The sequence below is a fragment of the Viridibacillus sp. d25.2 genome (genome assembly GCF_055456015.2).
Genome location: NZ_CM196652.1, coordinates 3,239,746 through 3,259,041, shown reverse-complemented (window position 1 = coordinate 3,259,041; position 19,296 = coordinate 3,239,746). Strand labels below are relative to the sequence as shown.

Genomic DNA, 19,296 nt, shown 5'->3' with positions numbered 1-19,296 from the left:
GGTTTTTTCAAGCTTCCTTAAGTAGACAGAAGGGGGATGAGTAGATGAGTTTTAAGAAAAGGCAAATAATCGGATTTGGTTTAATCTTGCTTTTTTTAATTATATTGTTATCAACTATGATATTTACTTTAAGCAAATTAAAAACGGATATGACCGAAATTGTAGAGGATCGTTATTATAAGGTTCAAACAGTAATGGAAATTCGCCAGTTATTTTCACGCTCAGATAGAGAAATTTTGTATGCAGCAATCGATGCAAAAAAAAGTGATATTGACTCTAGTTTACAAACAATTAGTGACAATCAAACTTCAATTTCAGAAAATATTATTAAATTGTCTACTATAGCCAATCAAACAACATCACAGCAACTATTAAAAAAACTAGATAAACAATACAGTTCATACACAGATACCGAAACTAAAATCATTCAACAGATTAAAGCCAACAGTATGCAGGGGAATCTAAAAGAATTGATGCAAGAACAAAGATCTAAGCGAATAGAAGTGTTAGGTACGCTTGATGAATTTAAGGTATATCAAGAAGGACTTATGAATGATACTTTAAAAAATTCTCAACAAACGTATAGTGATATGATTAAATTCACTTTATTTGCTGTGGTTTTTAGTATACTTATCATTTCATTAATACTACTTTGGATGATTCGTAGCACTTCAAGTGAGCTACAGTCTATTACAAAAGTGATTAAAAAGATAGATTTCAAAAATTTATCTGATATACCTAGAATCCAAATTAAAATGAAAGATGAAATAGGGGAAATAGCCTATTCCTTCAACGAAATGGCCGGTTCTTTAGAAGACTACAATCGAAAAGAAAAAGATTTCACAAAAAAAATTAGTGAGCAGAACTGGATGCAAACGGGTCTTGCAGAAATTGCGACGATGTATCAACGTATTGTAGATGTTGAAGAGTTGGGTGAACGACTAATTACAAGACTAGCACCTATGGTTGACGCATCCTTTGGAGTGTTCTACATCCGTCGTGGGCAAAGAGAAGATACTCGTTTTGTCAAAACGGCTTCCTATGCAGGTGAAGGGGATATGGCTGGTAGAAATGAATTCCGGATAGGTGAAGGGTTAATAGGACAATGTGCAGTAGAAAAAAAATCACATATTATCACAGATATACCGGACAATTATCAGTTAATTACAACTGGATTAGGAGCGGTAAATCCTAAAAGTATAATAATTATGCCAGTCATTTTTGAAGATGAAGTCGTAGGTATACTAGAAATGGCCAGTCTAGAACCATTCACAAACCTGCAGCAAAACTTCTTACAACGTGTTTTAGAGACACTAGGAATAACTATTAATAGTGTGCAAGGTCGAATGGAAATTGAGCGACTGTTAAAAGAATCACAAGCTCAAACAGAGGAACTTCAAGCTCAGTCGGAAGAGTTACAATCACAATCAGAAGAGCTTCAGGCACAATCAGAAGAGTTGCAATCACAGGCAGAAGAATTGCGAATGATCAATGAACAACTATCTGAGAGAACTCACGATGCAGAAGAAAAATCTCGAGAGCTGGAAGAAGCAAAAATAAACCTCGAAGAACATGCTGAAGAGCTACGAAAAAGTTCAAAATATAAATCAGAATTCATGGCTAATATGTCGCATGAATTAAGAACACCTTTAAATAGTATTTTAATTCTATCTGAAATGTTAGAAACCCCTGATGATAATACCTTAGCTGAGGAACAACAAGAGTTTGCTCGAATAATCCACTCTTCAGGACAAGACCTATTGAAATTGATTAATGACATATTGGACTTATCGAAAGTTGAAGTAGGGAAATTAAAAATTCAATTTGATGAAATGAATATGAGTGAAGTACCTGAGTTGTTACATCAGAATTTTGACCATGTGGCAGTAAAAAAAGGATTAACCTTTAATGTTGAAAAAGATAGTAACGTACCGAATATATTGTTTACCGACCATCAACGTTTTCAACAGATTCTTAAAAACTTATTATCTAATGCTTTTAAATTTACACATGAAGGTGCTATTTCAGTTCATATTAAAAATGCTGAAAAAGAACGGATTAATAAGCTTGTTCATACAGAAATTACAGACGAGTGGGTTGAAATTAGCGTGAAAGATACTGGAATAGGTATCTCTAAAGAAAAACAAAGATTAATTTTCGAAGCATTCCAGCAAGGCGATGGAGCAACAGAAAGGAAGTATGGAGGAACTGGCTTAGGATTATCCATCAGTAGAGAATTTGCTAAACTTCTAGGAGGTTGGGTCTTTGTTAAAAGTGAAGAAGGCAAAGGAAGTATCTTTACTTTATTGATTCCCAATTTACCTAGCGGGATAGATGTATCTTTAGCTGAAGAAGTAGATGCTTCTTTGTTAACAGCAGTATCCGATGAAAATGAGGTTCCGGAAAAAATAAAACCAGATCAATTAATGCAAGACAGACAACAACTTATACAATCGAGCAAGAATATGTTATCCAATAAGACGATACTTATTGTGGATGATGACCATCGAAATATTTTTGCACTAAAAAATGCTTTAGAATCTCAAGGGATGAAGATTATTTCAGTTGAAAATGGCTTTGAATGTTTAGAGATTCTTAAGGGAAAAAATACAGTAGATGCTGTTTTAATGGATATAATGATGCCTGTAATGGATGGATATGAAACGATGCGTAATATTCGTAGCCAAGAAATTTATCAAGACCTTCCAATTATAGCACTTACAGCAAAAGCAATGAAAGGCGATAGAGAAAAATGCTTAAAAGCCGGTGCATCAGATTATATCAGTAAGCCATTAAAAATAGATCAGTTATTATCTGTTCTTCGTGTATGGTTGGCTAAGTAATTAATCGAGCGGGCGAGAAAGGGATTATTGTGAAAGACTTATTAACTAATGAAGAAAAAGAGAATATTGAGATTGATTTGTTACTTCAAGCTGTTTATAGTGTTTCAGGTTTTGACTTTCAAAAGTATATGCGTTCTTCGATTAAAAGAAGAATCATGAATCAAATGAGGCAAGAGAAAATGGAGAAAATTAGCGCTTTGATAGAAAAGGTTTTATACGAAAAAGGGTTTGTTGAAAAGTTAATTGATGATTTCTCTATACATGTTACTGAAATGTTTCGTGATCCTGGATTTTTTAAAGCTTTCCGATTAAAAGTTGTTCCACTTCTTAAAGAAATTCCTGAAATACGTATTTGGCATGCTGGTTGTTCAACTGGTGAAGAAGTGTTTTCGATGGCCATATTACTAAAAGAGGAAGGGCTTTACGATCGGACGAAAATATATGCAACAGACATAAATGAAAAAGTAATATCACAAGCAAAAGAAGGTATTTTGCCATTAAATCAGATGCAATCATATACAAAAAATTATCTGGCTGCAGGTGGTAAACATGAATTTTCAGAGTATTATTCCACTGATTACCAAAATGCCTACTTAGATTTAACTTTATTAAAAAATATTGTGTTCTTTCAACACAATTTAGTTACTGATGGCTCATTTAATGAATTTCATGTAATTATTTGCCGAAATGTTATGATTTACTTTACAGGTGAACTGCAAAATAGTGTTAATCAGCTGTTTTATGATAGCCTCTGTCACGATGGGTTTATCGGAATTGGTAGTAAAGAAACATTACGTTCATCTACTTTTTCAGAAAAATATGAGGGGTTAGTAAGCCAAGAGAATATATATCGGAAGTTATAACAACAAAGGGTCGCAGAAGCGGCCCTTGTTTTTTTGGGGGGGAAATGTTTAGCTGAGCTATATAAAGGGTAAAGGGTAATATAGATTAAATAACTAATCCAAGGTAAACAAAAATAGAAGCTCAACCAAAAAAAGAATTATATTTATCATGGATTTTTAAGTAGTTATGGGCGAAGTAGGATTCATATGCTAAAGGGGACGAACAAGAATGACGATTTTAATCGTAGATGATAACCAAGTAAACCTTTTCTTAGTTGAAAATATTTTAAAACGCGCAGGGTATAATGATTTCCATTCACTTTCATCAGCCCATGAAATGTTTACCTATTTAGGTGCTGAACAAGAACATCCAAAAGAAACTAATGTAGACATTATTCTCCTAGATATTATGATGCCGGAAATGGATGGTATTGAAGCTTGTAGAAGGTTACAGAACATTCCACACTTGAAGGACATCCCAGTTATTTTTGTGACGGCATTGGAAGACTCAAATAAAGTAGCCGAGGCACTTGGAGTAGGTGGAATAGATTACATTATGAAGCCCATCAATAAAATAGATTTACTTGCTAGAATTCGAGTAGGGCTACGTTTAAAAAATGAAAAGGATTGGCACAAGGAACAGGATAAAAAGCTCAGAGATGAATTGGAATTATCGATGCAAGTACAGAGCAGTTTATTAAGTGAACCTATCTTCAATGAACAGCTAATGATAAAAGCTTCTTACCTGCCGGCAAATAAACTCGCAGGTGATATGTATTATTGGCAACATATAGATGAAAATCGATATGGAATAATTATTTTAGATATGATGGGACACGGAATATCGGCTTCACTTGTATGTATGTATATTTCTTCTGTACTGCGCGATGCTATTCGGAAGAATAGCGACCCCGAAGCAATCATCATCGAGTTAAATAGATGGATGAATATTTTAAATAAAAAAGAAAATCCTGTACATTATTATTTTACAGCTATTTATATGATTATCGATACGTATGAAAAAACTCTAGAGTATGTCAATGCAGGTCATCCACCTGGCTTTGCCTATGTCGATGATGAAAAAGTAGAATCTCTTTCTAAAGGATCTTGTCCGGTTGGCTTTTTTAGTGAAATGAAAATAAGTAAAGCTATTATTCATTATAAGAAGAGAATTCAACTTTTAATATTTACCGATGGTGTGATGGAATCTCTTGATAATGAAGATACTGAAGGTTTGGAAATAATAAAAGAAGCCATTTCAGAGCAATGGGTGGATTGCGAAGCGATGGAACCTATTGATATTGTGATGCCAAAAGGTTTACAACAAGACCAACCTGATGATATGTGTGCTGTGCTAATTCAAGCAGGTCATCCTTTATAATTTGAGGTGGAAAATTAAAATAAAAGATTAGTTACCTTGAAAAAAGGTCATCAAACATTTAATGCTTGTATTAATATAAGGTCATATCAAGCTAGTTTTTATGTGATATGCTTTTAATATCACATTTAATTCAAACTGATTGTAGTAAATAATAAAAACCCCGAACATAGGACTTATAACGGTCCAATATTCGGGGTTAATTTTTTAAAAAGAGATTTTTAGTGTTTCATATTTACCAAAGTTTATAACCTTTAGAACCCAAAGGAGCATTATTAATAATATCAATGATTGGGTACGAATATGCGATTAACACTAGTGCAACAAGAATAACGATCCAAAGTTTGAAGTTTTCTAAAATTGCAGGTGTTTTTTCTGCGTTTGGAGCAACTTCTCCAATTGGGAATTCTTCTTGACCTTTAGGTGCGAACCAGCAAAGTTTCGCGAAAATATAAAGGAATAACAGAATACCGATGAATAGAAGGGTACCACCAACAGCTTGTGCGATTTGATAAGATATCCAAGTGTTAGCAATTTCAGCGCCACCATAATCAGAGAATGTAGAGCGGCGTGGTGCGCCAAGTAAACCAGCTACGTGCATTGAACTTGACATGATTCCCATACCAATTACCCAAACGATTGATTGGATAATACCTAACTTATTCAATTCTTTAGTTAATGTACGACCAGTTAAGTGTGGTACTAACCAATAACAAGCACCGAAGAATGTTAAAACCACCGTTGTTGCAACAGTTAAATGGAAGTGACCAGTTACCCAAATAGTGTTATGAATTAATTGGTTCATTTGGTAAGAAGCATTGACAATACCACCAGCACCACCAGGGATGAAGACTAACATACCAAGGAACGGTACGAAGAATCGTGCATCACCCCAAGGTAATTGTTTTAACCAACCGAATACTCCTTTACCACCTAATTCTCTTCCTCGTGCTTCAAATGAAGCGAATAAAGAGAAAGCAGTTAATAATGAAGGTATTACAACCATCATAGTTAAAATTACCTGTAAAAACTTCCAAGATCCATCTACACCAGGTTCAGTTAATTGGTGATGAAGACCTACTGGAACTGAGAATAGTACAAACATGATAAAAGATAAACGAGATAAAGAATCAGAGAAAAGTTTACCGCCTATTACTTTAGGAATAACAACATACCAAATCATATAAGCTGGCAATAACCAGAAGTATACGAGCGCGTGACCAAATGACCAGAATAGTGTACGAGATAATAAAATATCAACACGTTCAACTAAACCTAATGACCACGGAAGTAGTTGGAATAATACTTCTGAAGCTACTCCAATTGTTGCTACGAACCACATTAGATTGTTACAAACGACCATAAATGATAGTAATGGAGAAGTTTGACCTTTGTTTTCTTTTCGCCATTGTATCCAGCGTAATGCTTGACCTAATCCACCAATCCATGAACCTACAACTACTAATGTTAATCCTAAATAGAAAATCCAGTGCGCTTGAAGTGGTGCATAGAATGTATAAAGAACGGATGCTTCATTTAATAACACCATAGTTGCTGACATTGCAGTACCAATAGTCATAGTCCAGAAGCCGATCCAGCAAAGTAAGCGTTGTTTGGCGGATAATGTACCTGAAGTACGACTAACTGCAGCAATTTGGAATCCATAAATGAAGAATGTTGTTAGTATTAAGCCCAATAAAACACCATGGACAGTTAGTACTTGGTAATAGCCAATGCCCCAAGGTAATTTAAATTCTCCAGAACGAACAAGTACTTGTAAAAGACCTGCTGTCCCACCTAATAAAAGTGCAATCATTGCCACATAAATATGTGCCATTGCTAATTTTGAATCTTTATGATCAACTTGCATAAAATCATTAACTTTATTGGAAACCTTACCAACAATATTTTGTTTATTTACATCTGCTTTTGATTTATTTGCTATTGCTTGACTCATTTAGCTTCCACCACCTTAAGCATAGAATGCATTTGAGCATGACCAACACCACAATACTCATTACAAACGATTAAATATTCGCCAGCTTTGTCTACTGTTGTGACATATTCTGAAATGTAGCCAGGCTCTAACATCATATTGATATTCGTACCAGCAACCTCGAATCCATGAACAACGTCCTTAGAAGTTGCAATGAACTTCACTTTAGCTCCTTCAGGTACTTCTAAAATGGGTGGATCATAGTAGAATGCTGAAGCTACAACAACTACTTCGTAATCCCAATCTTCCCCCTCCACTTTATGCACTCCTGGTTTATTAAATGGAGTGAGTTCATCTACTTTTTCGTGATTAATTATTTTTTTTGCGCTTGGTGGGTGGCTACCATTATGAAAGGCCATGATACCAGTAATTAATAAGAACACTATAAGCGAGCCAACACCGAATGAAAGCCAGTATTTTTCGTATTTATGAAGATGCATAGTTTTCACTTCCTTCTTTCAGTTTAAAAACGATCAAGAAATAGTCCGAAACAAAGTCCCCAAACAACAACTAAAAAGCTGCCTAATGCCATAACTAAGTAAAATGTTCCTTTTAAATCGCTGTCGGAATGATTTTTGTTAGCCATAATGAATCCTCCCTTATCAGTTAATAGACAAACACTTAATTCTTTCTTCTAAGTCTTGTGAACATCATATAAAATTCAACTTTTCCCGGATGTGATAAATATCACACTAAATCATATGAAATGTGAATGAACTGTGAAAAGGCCTAGAATAATGTAGAAATATAGATGAATAGAAGAGCAAATCAAGCTACCAAGGCAATAAAAAAAGCGTCTAGTTCGAATTGTTGAACAAGACACTCATATACTATTCATTTATATCTATAGTTAATAGGATGGTTAGTTTGCCGATGTTATCGATTGTTACTGGCAGTTTAAAAGCGTGTTGAAAACCGTATAATTTCGTTTGCCCAACCATAACAGTAGGAGGTGTAATATCTAAATCCAATTCTTTTTCGGCTGCAAAAGTACATAAGTTTCCAGCAATCATATTGCCAAATTCTCCTGTAAAAGATTCTAACATGGTGCCGTCTAATGTCATGCCATACATCCCTGCGCCAATTGCACTAAATGTATCAGGTGTTGAATCTATAATAATCCGCCCTTTTAAATCACCAATCATGCCAATTAGCACGCCGATTTCATTTTGTTCATAAGGATCTGATGTTATAGTCGGGGTTGATACTTGAATTTCGTAAGGGATAACTGATTTTAGTGCGTTTATAGTACCGTTTAAGACGGCTTGTATTTGAATAGAAGTACTCATTTAAACACTCCTGCTATGTGACTTTATTTCTATAATAACATGTGTGTTTAAAAAAATGAATTATTACTTGACGAAGAGGATGATTTTCATTATCATTGAGATAGATGAGAATGATTTTCATATTCATTGCATATACTTAATGAACACATAAAAGGGAGCGGTCAAAGTGATATTTGCATTTATTGGAGCTACATTATTGGTTTACGGAGCAGTTAGTAAATATGTTTTCACTCAAACAACCGCACATTTAAAATAATGACAAAATCCTCCTGGAATCGGGAGGATTTTTTTGTTTGTCGTTTTCTTTCTACATGTTAGAATGAGTTTATTACATATAAAAGGAGTTAAAGCCTTTCATGACAGTATTTGAACAGCAGCTTCAACAATTATTAAAACAAACAGCTATGCAATATTTAATTTACAAAGAAAACGAAGATGAAGAACGTCTACAAAAAACGATACTTTTTGCAAAAAAACTATTAAATAAGGAATATATGATTGGATTTGCTGGACATTTCTCTGCAGGGAAATCGAGCATGATTAACGCATTAACGGGTGAACAGTTATTACCTTCTAGTCCGATACCAACGAGTGCGAATGTTGTTAAAGTATATAAGTCTGAAAGCGATTACGCAATTGCCTATTTAACAGGACAAGATCCAGTGAAATTTGCAGGTGATTATGATATTAAAACAGTTAAAGCATTCGCTAAAAATGGAGCGCTTGTATCGCAAATCGAAATCGGCCATTCAAAATCTGTGCTTCCTGATGGAGTAACGGTCATGGATACACCTGGAGTGGATTCGACGGATGATGCGCACCGTATGTCAACTGAATCCGCCCTGCATTTAGCAGATATCGTGTTTTACGTTATGGACTATAATCATGTGCAATCGGAATTAAATTTCCAATTTACAAAACAATTAATGAAATTCAATCCAAATGTTTATCTAATCGTCAATCAAATTGATAAACATAAAGACAATGAACTTGATTTTACTGCATTTGAGCAATCTGTTCATACTTCTTTTGCAAATTGGGGAGTTATTCCTAAAGGTATCTTCTTTACATCTCTGCGTGAACTTGAGCATCCGCATAATGATTTCCAAACAGTGAAGGAAATTGTCATGAGCAGTATGGATGGCTGGCAAGACCAGTTAGTAGAGACAGCTAAAAAGACATTACAACAATTGAACAAAGAGCATGAAGACTATTTACATGCGACAAAGCAAGAAATTTTCGATACAAATGAAGAAACTCTGCCGTTCGTAGAGTGGGAAAATCGCCAAGAGTTAAAAGACCAATACGCCAATATTCAACGCCAATTAGAGCTCTACTCTGTTGAGAAATGGAAGAAATCCTTTGAACAGCAACGTGAAGAGTTACTCGCAAATGCTGGTATTATGCCGTATGAGCTACGTGATAAGCTGAAACTCTACTTAGAAAGTTGCCAAGAAGACTTTAAAATAGGAATGTTCTTCTCTGCAAAGAAGACTGTCGCAGAAAAAGAATTACGAAGAGAAGAGCTATACAAACTATATCAGTCGATTATTACTTCTCAAATTTCAGGTCATATGCTAACAATGATGAAAAACTCATTAAAAGATGTGGGTGCACTAACTGATGATTTATCTCTTGAAATTGATACGATCGAATTCAATGTACCTTTTGAAACAATACAAGACCAAGTGAAAAAAGATGCTTTAACAACTGGCGATGCATTGTTGAATTTTGCAAACCGAGTATCGGAAGCTTCAAAGCGTTGGTTTATAAGAACAACTGATGAATGGAAGGATGACAAAGCAACTTTTGTCGAGCAATTATCTTTTGGGTCTGTTGAACCATTGAAGAAAAAACAAGAGGTACTTTCTGAAAAAGTAACAGTTATTAAAGAAATCGAACATGTCGAAGAACAGGAACAGTTTTATGCGAAAAAGGCTGCAGCTGCTACAACAGTATTAAATAAGGATGCAGATAATTTCGTTGCAATGTGGACAAAAGAGCATGAAGAAGCTTTTGCTCATATTCGCTTATTCGATCCTGTGATGCTACAACAAGACGAGGAAAATATAATTGAGGAAATGCCAACCGATGATAATGGTATTGTCGAGACTATTCAAACTAGCATTGCAGTGAAACAGGCATTGCATACAGCAAATGCAGTGTCGAATGTCCAAGGATTTAAAGAAGTATCAAATTATCTGAAAAATAAAGTAGAGCGACTTAACAAAAAAGATTTTACAATTGCATTATTTGGTGCATTTAGTGCGGGTAAGTCATCTTTTTCAAATGCGTTAATGGGCCAAAGAGTTCTACCTGTGTCGCCAAATCCAACGACAGCAGCAATTAATAAAATTCGACCTGTTTCACCAGAACATCCTCACGAGACAGCTGACGTGCGATTAAAGACAGCTGAACAATTACAAACTGACATCATTTCGTCTTATGAAGCGATTGGGATGAATATCACTTCTTTAGAAGAAGCCTTCAATAAAGCAGCTGAGGCATTACAAATGGAGTTGGTAGACGAAAGGTTGCATGTCCATAAATCTTTTATCCGTGCTTTTGCACAAGGGTATGAGGAATTTAAAGCGCAATTAGGAACGACATTACGCACAAATCGAGACGACTTCGAAAAATTTGTTGCAGAAGAAAAACGTAGTTGTTTTGTTGACTCCATTGATTTTTATTTTGATTGTGAATTAACGAGAATGGGAGTCACATTAGTAGATACACCAGGGGCAGATTCAATCAATGCTCGTCATACTGGAGTTGCCTTTGATTATATTAGAAATGCTGATGCGATTCTGTTCATTACGTATTATAATCATGCATTTGCTAGAGCAGACCGTGAATTCCTAATACAATTAGGACGAGTAAAAGACGCCTTTGAACTGGATAAGATGTTCTTTATCGTGAATGCAATCGACCTTGCATCGAATAAGGAAGAAGAGGAAGACGTTAAAACTTATGTACAGCAAGAGTTACAACGTTTTGGTATTCGTAAACCACGATTATTTGGTGTATCTAGCTTACTTGCATTAAAAGAAAAAGTAGAAAAGAATGAATTAGAATCAGGAATGCAACCGTTTGAAGACGCATTCCATCATTTCTTAACTGAAGAGCTGAGTGCGCTAGCAGTCCAAGCTTTAGTAGAAGAAACAGAGAAAACACAAAATCGTCTTGCGTCACTTATTAAGCAAACTGAAGACAATATGAAACGCAAAGACGAACGCCTTGCTGAACTGACTAAGCTGGAGCAATTTGTTCATGCACGTTTTGAAAAATCAGGTGCAGCTGTTATAAAAAAAGATGTCGAGCAAGAATTATCAGAGCTTATGTATTATGTATTACAACGCGTTTACTATCGCTTTGCAGATTTTTATAATGAGGCCTATAATCCGGCGACATTTGCAGGTAAATCAGCATCAACGGCATTACAATTGGCATTAAGAGAATTATTACAAAGCTTAAGCTTTGATTTAGAACAAGAAATGCGTGTGACAAACTTCCGCATTGCGAAATTTATCCATAAAAAAGTGACTGAGCGTTATATTGAAGATGTAAGAAGGTTAAAAGATGTTAATGAGAGTTTTTCATTTACTCCATTTGAATCAGAAGAGCCTGTAATACTTGAATTTACAGGTCCATTTGAACAAACTGCACCTTATGAATCAGTTAAATCTCATTTTAAAAATAACAAAGCATTCTTTGAAAAAGGCGATCGCTTGAAATTAAGAGAGGCATTAGAACAATTAACAAAACCAGACGCAGAACAATATTTGAACACAGAAACAAAACGTTTAAACAGTTGGTCTGATACGCTTATATCTACTGAAGCCGAGAGTTTACGCCATCATCTAAGTACTCAAGCAACAGAGCAAATCGCAACAGAACGTGAGCTTTTACAAGAAGTAAGCAAACTTGCTGAATGGAAGAAAATCTATGCATCACTAGTTGAGGGAGTTGTGAAGTAATGGGGAACGTATTTATTTCTATTAAAGATATTGATGTGAACAATTCTATCTGGATTGATACGCGATTTAATCTACAGAATCCCGAAGAAGGTCGAAGCTTATATAATCGTGAACATGTTAAAGGAGCAGTTTACTGGGATTTAGAAAAAGACCTTTCTGATATGACTAAAAACGAAGGTCGACATCCTATGCCTGAAAAGGCACAATTACAGGCGTTATTTGAACGAAGCGGTTTACAAAACGATACGGATAAAACAATCGTTGTCTACGATCAAGGGGCTTCACCCTTCGCTACACGTGCATGGTGGATGCTTCAATACGGTGGTTTTACAAATGCCAAAGTAGTAAAAGAAGGATACACTGCAATCAAAGAAGCAGGTTTTACTGTTGAAACAGGAGAAGAAGTAGTAGCATCCACTAAACTTGAACTGCAATGGCAAGATGATTTATATGTTAATCGTTCAGCGGTCAAAGAAATCGTTGACGGGAAAGTAAAAAAGGTGCTACTTGATGCAAGAGCAGAAGCACGTTATTTAGGAGAAATCGAGCCGATGGATAAAGTGGCTGGTCATATTCCTGGTGCTCGTAATTTTGACTGGGAGCAATTAAAAGAAAATGGTGTTTTAACAACGAATCAGAAGTTGAATGAGGTTGTACGCCAAGATGAGCAGATAGTTGTTTATTGTGGTAGTGGTGTAACTGCATCGCCATTATACGCCATTTTAAAAGAAGACGGGTATTCAAATGTACAACTGTACACAGGTAGCTACAGTGATTGGATTACTGAACACGCACCTGAAAAGGGGATATCAAAAAAGTAATAATTTCAAATTTTAAAGAAAAGCAGCATTTAAAAGCGAGCAAAGTAATGATTTTGCTCGCTTTTTTGTACCTTATAACATAATTATTCCTATTTTCACATAAGATAGAGTCTGTCCTAGTTTATAACTTTCCATTTATTTATAAAGGAGTAGAATAGTTAACGATATCTAAATAGAAAGAAGGAGAACAAATGGATGCAGCTTTTATAACAAAAATCTTATCCATTATTTTGCTAGACATTGTTTTAAGTGGTGATAATGCAGTAGTCATCGCACTAGCATGTCGTAATTTACCAAAAAGACAACGAAAAAAAGCAATTCTTATTGGTACTGCAGGAGCCATTGTTTTACGAGTAGTACTTACATTCGTAGCTGTGTGGTTATTACAAATCCCATTAGTTAAATTAGTAGGTGGTTTTTTATTATTCTATATTGCACTGGATTTGTTAAAATCTGACGGTGGAGATCCTGATTTGAAGAGTGGCAACTCACTATTCACAGCTATTCGCACAATTATAATCGCTGACTTTGTTATGAGTTTAGATAATGTATTAGCAGTTGCTGGAGTTGCAGACGGTCATATGGGATTAATTATATTTGGACTTGCAGTAAGTATCCCGCTAATTGTATTTGGTAGTCAATTGATCATTAAGTTAATGGATAAATTCCCGATTCTTATTTGGATTGGTGCATTAATGATTGCTTATACAGCAGGGCATATGGTAGTAGCTGACAAATACGGGGAACGATTCGTTGAACAAACATTCCCTCAAATGGCATTTGCTATTCCTACAATTAGTATGATTTTATTGGTCATATTAGGTTTATGGATTAAAAGTCGTCAAACACGTCATTATGCAAAATAACTATCATATAGTTGAATATATCAACCTATCCATGTTTAACAAAAAATGGTCAACAACATCAAATCTACATAAAAATGAGTTTTTAACGATTCACATAGGATTTGAGAAAATGGTGGAAAGAAATATTTTATTTTGTATACAATTGGATGATTATTTTAATCTCCAATATAGGATGAGGATGTTATTTCTTTACTGTGTTTATATATTATTTGATATAGAAAATGTGACTTTATGGCAATTGTTATGAAGTCGCATTTTTTAGTTAATTAATCAATTTTCGAAAAAAGTTATTACATATGAACAACATGAATTTAATGGTTAATTACTTGTAATTCCGAGTTCTAAAATAATCCATCATATAAATATATTAGATTCGAATGAAGCTTAGAAATGTATTTTTTGTATGAAATAAAACCCGTTTAGTATTTTTAATCCATTTTTAAACGCTTAATATATATCATATGATTTTTTGTTAGATAAACTGATGTGTATTAAAAGTACTTGAAAATAATCGGGAGTATAGATACCAAAATGAATGTATGGGACAGTACACCATTTTCTTTAAACAAATGAGAATGGGGATGTATTATGCAAAATTAAAGATTTAGAGGTTGTATACAAAAAGGTAACAAGCAGCGGGAAAGAAAAAAGTGAAAAGGCATTAAAGCATAGAGGAGAAAATGGACCTACTGATTGTTAATCGGAAGGTCCATTTGGTATAACCAAAATTAGGCTTCTATTTCGTCTGTTAGCTTTTCTAATTGGTCAATTAAATCCCCGATAAAAGCAATTGTATTAAGAAGTGGTTCATCAGTCGTAATATTAACTCCGGCCATTTGAGCAAGCTCTACAGGCGTTTTAGTGCCACCTGCTTGTAATACTTTCAGCCAGTCATCAACAGCAGGTTGACCCTCATTTAAAATGCGTTGTGATACTTCTGTAGAAATCGTTAATCCTGCGCTATAAGTGTATGGGTATAAGCCCATGTAATAGTGAGGTTGTCGCATCCAAGTAAGTTCGGCACCTTCAGTAATTTCAACTGCATCACCCCAGAAATCTTCCAATACTGTACGTTTTAATTGATTTAATACATTAGCATTCACGCTCTCCCCAGCATCAACTTTGTCATACACTTTACGTTGATATGCAGCTTCTAATAAGTGAGTAACGAAATTATGGTAATAAGTACGAGAGATAATTGATGCAATAACCCATCGTTTAAAGCGAGCATCCTCAGCTGTTTTCAATAAGTAATTGGCCATTAACATTTCATTCATTGTAGAAGGGGCCTCTATGAAATAAGTTGAAGGTCGACTGTTAAATAACGATTGCTTCTTATGTGCATTGACAAAGTGCCCTGCATGTCCAAGCTCATGTGCTAAGACAAATACTTCATTCATACGACTAGTCCAAGAGATTAAAATATAAGGATGGAATCCGTAAGGACTTGAACAAAATGCACCTGTAGATTTTCCTTCATTTTGTGCAAAGTCAATCCATCGTTCACTATATGATTTTCTAATCATATCCATATATTCATCGCCCATTATTTGAAGCGCATTTTCCATATAATTCTTTGATTCTTCCACCGTAATCATAGGCTCAAATTCAGGGTCTAATGGAACTTTTAAATCGGCGAATGTCATTTTGTCTAAGCCATGAACTTTTTGTAACAGCTTAGCATAGCGTCGCATATGTGGTGCTAATTCTGTAGTAATTAAATCGATTTGTCGGTTATATAATGTACGGTCGACTTCTTGATCAAATAGTAAATAATCTGTAACAGATTCATAGCCACGCAAGTCAGACAGTGTTTTTTCAGTCGTGATATGTGTGTTATATGTTTTAGCCGTTGTATGTTGGTATTCACGGAGTTTGTTTGAGAAAGCTTCAAATGCTGCACGACGGATGTTTACATCAGTTTCTAATTCCCAGTCACCCTCGAATAAGCTGTAATTTAAAGGGAACGATTCTCCGTTTGCAGTAAAGTTGTCAAATTTCATATCAACAAGCTTTGTCGTATTATATAGCTCGTATGGCGCACTTAAAGAGGAACTAAGTGCTGCTAGTGTTTTTTCAACTTCAGGGTGCAATTGATGTGCCTTTTTCTTGATTATTTGATGAATATAGTTTTCAAATTGCGGAGCAATAGAAGCAGCTTCTTCTAAAATTTCAGTAGAAAGCTCAGAAATATCACTATCTACAAATGATAATTGACTACCTATTTTTGCAGATATTGATCCCAATTTACTTGCTCGCATCTGAGCCTCATCGTTCGTTTGATCTACCTCCAATGAAAGGCTAGCATAGGCTCCAAAAGGAACGAGCTTTTCATATAATTTCTCATAGTCCGTCAATACTTGTACGACAGATTTAGCATCTATAATATTACCAATGTATTTTTGATTAAATAAAAGTGCATCTTCTTCAACTTGAGCAACTCCAGCGTTATATGTCTCAATTGAATCCATGAGAGGGGATAAATCCCAAGTTTGTTCAACAGGTATTAAATTACGTGGTGCAAAACTTTTTTTCATTACTAATCTCTCCTTTGAAATTACGAATCTCGAATTATCTCCATTATATTGAAAATATTTAGTAAAGTAAAATAATTCTATATAAATAGTTTATTTACCAACTAAAAAAGCTAGCCAAAATTGGCTAGCTCTGAAGATTACTTATTTTGAAAGCATTATTTTTTCAAGTTGAAGTGGTTCAATATAGTCTGGACCTTTGTAAGCACGCATATTACCACCAGAAATTTCGTCGATTAATAAAATTTCGCCAGTTTCAGCATCTCGACCAAATTCTAATTTAATATCATAAAGTTCTAAACCTTTTTTAGCTAGTTCCGCTTTAACGAAGTTTGAAATCTCAACAGTATGTTGTTTTAAAGTTTCATATTCATCATGGGAAAGAATTTGAAGCTCAGCTAATGCATCAGCCGAGATAGGTGGATCTAAACGATCGTCATCCTTAATCGTAACTTCTACGAAAGACTCTAGTTTTTGTCCTTCTTCTACATAAGCACCGTAGCGACGTAAAAAGCTACCAACAGCACGGAATCGGCAAATAACTTCAAGTCCTTTACCAAAGACAGTAGCAGGTTTTACAGTCATTGTCGCATTTTCTATATCAGAAGAAATGAAATGAGTAGGGACTTCAATTGCATTTAACTTTTTATAAAAGAATGTAGTGAGACTTAAACCTGCACGACCTGCACCATCAATAGTTAAGCCAACAGTATTTGCACCCGGATCAAACACACCGTTTTCACCTGTTACATCATCTTTGAATTTTAATAATAGAGGACCTTCCTCTAATTGATACACATCTTTTGTTTTCCCTTGATATTTAAGTTCCATACATTCAGCCTCCGTTTCACTGTAATTGTAAGTTATTTAGTTTAAAAATGGTAGTTTTTTTCATAAAAAAGGGAAATGTATGTAAAAAAGACGAATAATCATCTAGAAAGCAGTAAACTCATTCGTTTTATTAAAAGTCAAGAGTTAAAGCAATACAGTTTGATACATCAGCATTCTTTATACAATGTGCAACAATTTTTCTCTCGTCTTTTTAAAAAGCTTTAGCAGGGGTTAAAATAAAACCGGAATTCGGAAAAAAGTTAGAAAGAGCATAAGGGGAAAATGCCTTTGCAAATTCAATGTGCAGCTTTCAGCTGTACGCAATCAAGAACCAAAAGGACACCTTATATCGCTTCTTTTTTGAAAGAGAACAATTGAATTCTAAAGGCGATGACTTCATTCAAACTTTACAGGGTCATTCTACAAAAGAAGGCTTGAACTTGAGTAAAGAAATGCCCAAGTAACTTTAAATAGTGTTGACCAAACCATCAGAGCTATTAGAGAAGCTATAGTAGAAATGCTTAGACTTCAAGGTTGTCTTGCTTATACACTACGAAAAACTATGAAGACGCTTTGAAATGGAGAGCGTTATTTGATTCTTACAATCGGAAGGTTTTGCACATTGATAAACTTCTAGTTATTGGGAATTATTTTGAGGGAGATGCTAACCTTTTACCAAAGGCGGATGGGGTCCCTTTCTCTCGGAAAATTGAACAAGCTATAGAATATTGGAAGGGTAATGTGAAAAATGAACTACCTGAGTTTTTGGTTAACGGAATCATTGAAGTGGTAGAAGTTATTGAAGATTTTTCATCATTATCGAGTACTTTAGTGGACGATTATTGAGCTGTTCGTACGGCTCTTTTTTTATTCAACTACCATGAAAATTAATTTCTTCAAGAAAAGAAAAATGACAATACTTAAGAAGACCCTTGCCTAATCGTTAAAAAAAGAGGAGAGCGGACATTAATAAGGCTAACGGGTGCTTAGTAGAAAATCTTGGAGCTGTCCAGACAGCTTTTTTTTTCAACTAAAGAGGAGTTTAGTTGAATAATAGATGTTATAATATGGATATTATTAGAAAGAAGGACTTAGAATATTGTTTCGATATGGACGCAAAGCAATGGGGGGAAGTAGTATGTTTATAGTTAGAACAGTTATTTTATGGATTATTATATCAACTATCATTAATGCATATTTAATGACATTACCCATACCTGTTTTACGAAAAAGAGATTATCCGGCTAACTATCTAATTAAACGAAATAATAGGATAGATATACAAAACAATAGGGAATGTGCAGCATTTTCAACAGCATATGTGTTGCGTCATTTTGGAATGGAGGCCGATGGTGAAGAGTTATATACTAATTTCCCTAGTAAAATGAGGTCAGGCAATGTATATCCAAAGGGAATCCGTACGGTGTTAAGAAAAAAGGGATTTAAAACAAACTATTATAAAGGAAATATAAATACATTAAAGTACGAAGTTAGTAAAGGGACTCCCGTAATTGTTTTTATTAAAGTACATAAGGATCGTAATAATTTGCATTTTGTCCCTGTCGTAGGATATGACAAGGAGTATTTCTATCTTTCAGAATCATTAAGGCACCTGGTGAATTGTAATGATGATAACAATAGCTATAATCGAAAAGTTCCTATTAATGAATTTAGGGAATTGTGGAATGTGAAAAATATTAAAATGCTTCTTTATAGCAATACTTACATAACCGTAGGCGCCACACAGAGCTAATATTAATGACGAAGAATTTTATCTGGACACAAAGAGAAAAAATACTAAACATTGATGGAGTCTTATTAATTTTCAATAATATGGAACTTTTGTTGAAGATATTTTTACTCTGCCTAGTTTTGCTAACGGATGCTAGTAACTAAACGAGTTATAAAAATCATCTTAT

The 19,296-nt window shown here is 34.6% G+C and carries 13 protein-coding genes and 1 pseudogene; 8 read left to right on the top strand and 6 right to left on the bottom strand.

From position 1 onward, the window contains the following. Window positions 1–44: 44 nt before the first annotated feature. The 3 genes from ACZLO7_RS16035 to ACZLO7_RS16025 all read left to right on the top strand — a co-directional run bounded on the left by ACZLO7_RS16035 (window position 45) and on the right by ACZLO7_RS16025 (window position 5,066). Window positions 45–2,843: a response regulator gene (locus ACZLO7_RS16035; RefSeq protein WP_464940559.1), complete on the top strand. Its 2,799-nt coding sequence runs from the start codon at window positions 45–47 to the stop codon at window positions 2,841–2,843. 26 nt (window positions 2,844–2,869) lie between these two features. After that, window positions 2,870–3,706 carry a CheR family methyltransferase gene (locus ACZLO7_RS16030; protein ID WP_464940593.1) on the top strand — a complete coding sequence of 279 codons (837 nt, stop codon included), beginning with the start codon at window positions 2,870–2,872 and terminating at the stop codon, window positions 3,704–3,706. Between the two features lie 208 nt (window positions 3,707–3,914). Then, window positions 3,915–5,066: a SpoIIE family protein phosphatase gene (locus tag ACZLO7_RS16025; RefSeq protein ID WP_464940558.1), complete on the top strand. Its 1,152-nt coding sequence runs from the start codon at window positions 3,915–3,917 to the stop codon at window positions 5,064–5,066. A gap of 232 nt (window positions 5,067–5,298) precedes the next feature. On the opposite strand, the gene ACZLO7_RS16020 is transcribed toward ACZLO7_RS16025, so the two are convergent. From ACZLO7_RS16020 to ACZLO7_RS16005, 4 genes are all read right to left on the bottom strand, one after another. Continuing rightward, window positions 5,299–6,933 (bottom strand): b(o/a)3-type cytochrome-c oxidase subunit 1, encoded by a 1,635-nt coding sequence (locus ACZLO7_RS16020; RefSeq protein ID WP_464940592.1) that lies wholly within the window; start codon window positions 6,931–6,933, stop codon window positions 5,299–5,301. An 83-nt stretch (window positions 6,934–7,016) separates the two neighbouring features. Then, complete coding sequence (locus ACZLO7_RS16015) at window positions 7,017–7,499, bottom strand: cupredoxin domain-containing protein (protein ID WP_464940557.1); 483 nt, start codon at window positions 7,497–7,499, stop codon at window positions 7,017–7,019. 23 nt (window positions 7,500–7,522) lie between these two features. Continuing rightward, window positions 7,523–7,645, bottom strand: coding sequence for a hypothetical protein (locus ACZLO7_RS16010; protein WP_464940556.1), 123 nt, complete (start codon window positions 7,643–7,645; stop codon window positions 7,523–7,525). Between the two features lie 244 nt (window positions 7,646–7,889). Next, window positions 7,890–8,348 carry a chemotaxis protein CheX gene (locus ACZLO7_RS16005; RefSeq protein WP_464940555.1) on the bottom strand — a complete coding sequence of 153 codons (459 nt, stop codon included), beginning with the start codon at window positions 8,346–8,348 and terminating at the stop codon, window positions 7,890–7,892. A 356-nt stretch (window positions 8,349–8,704) separates the two neighbouring features. Between ACZLO7_RS16005 and ACZLO7_RS16000 the strand changes: the two genes are divergently transcribed. The 3 genes from ACZLO7_RS16000 (at window position 8,705) to ACZLO7_RS15990 (ending at window position 14,012) form a co-directional block, all read left to right on the top strand. Next, on the top strand, window positions 8,705–12,325 hold the full coding sequence (locus tag ACZLO7_RS16000) for a dynamin family protein (protein ID WP_464940554.1): 3,621 nt from the start codon (window positions 8,705–8,707) through the stop codon (window positions 12,323–12,325). Continuing rightward, complete coding sequence (locus tag ACZLO7_RS15995; RefSeq protein ID WP_464940553.1) at window positions 12,325–13,146, top strand: sulfurtransferase; 822 nt, start codon at window positions 12,325–12,327, stop codon at window positions 13,144–13,146. The genes ACZLO7_RS16000 and ACZLO7_RS15995 overlap by 1 nt, the downstream gene beginning before the upstream one ends. Before the next feature lie 191 nt (window positions 13,147–13,337). Further along, window positions 13,338–14,012 carry a TerC family protein gene (locus ACZLO7_RS15990; RefSeq protein WP_464940551.1) on the top strand — a complete coding sequence of 225 codons (675 nt, stop codon included), beginning with the start codon at window positions 13,338–13,340 and terminating at the stop codon, window positions 14,010–14,012. Window positions 14,013–14,740: 728 nt separating this feature from the next. Here the strand turns inward: ACZLO7_RS15990 and pepF are convergent. Both pepF and ACZLO7_RS15980 read right to left on the bottom strand, forming a co-directional pair. Further along, window positions 14,741–16,549 (bottom strand): oligoendopeptidase F, encoded by a 1,809-nt coding sequence (pepF, locus tag ACZLO7_RS15985; RefSeq protein ID WP_464940550.1) that lies wholly within the window; start codon window positions 16,547–16,549, stop codon window positions 14,741–14,743. Between the two features lie 141 nt (window positions 16,550–16,690). Continuing rightward, window positions 16,691–17,377 (bottom strand): phosphoribosylaminoimidazolesuccinocarboxamide synthase, encoded by a 687-nt coding sequence (locus ACZLO7_RS15980; RefSeq protein ID WP_464940549.1) that lies wholly within the window; start codon window positions 17,375–17,377, stop codon window positions 16,691–16,693. A gap of 326 nt (window positions 17,378–17,703) precedes the next feature. Between ACZLO7_RS15980 and ACZLO7_RS15975 the strand changes: the two are divergent. Together ACZLO7_RS15975 and ACZLO7_RS15970 are read left to right on the top strand one after the other, a co-directional pair. Further along, a pseudogene (locus tag ACZLO7_RS15975) lies at window positions 17,704–18,223 on the top strand (DUF2441 domain-containing protein); the annotation flags it as partial. 292 nt (window positions 18,224–18,515) lie between these two features. Beyond that, window positions 18,516–19,130 (top strand): cysteine peptidase family C39 domain-containing protein, encoded by a 615-nt coding sequence (locus tag ACZLO7_RS15970; RefSeq protein ID WP_464940548.1) that lies wholly within the window; start codon window positions 18,516–18,518, stop codon window positions 19,128–19,130. The last annotated feature ends 166 nt before the right edge of the window (window positions 19,131–19,296 follow it).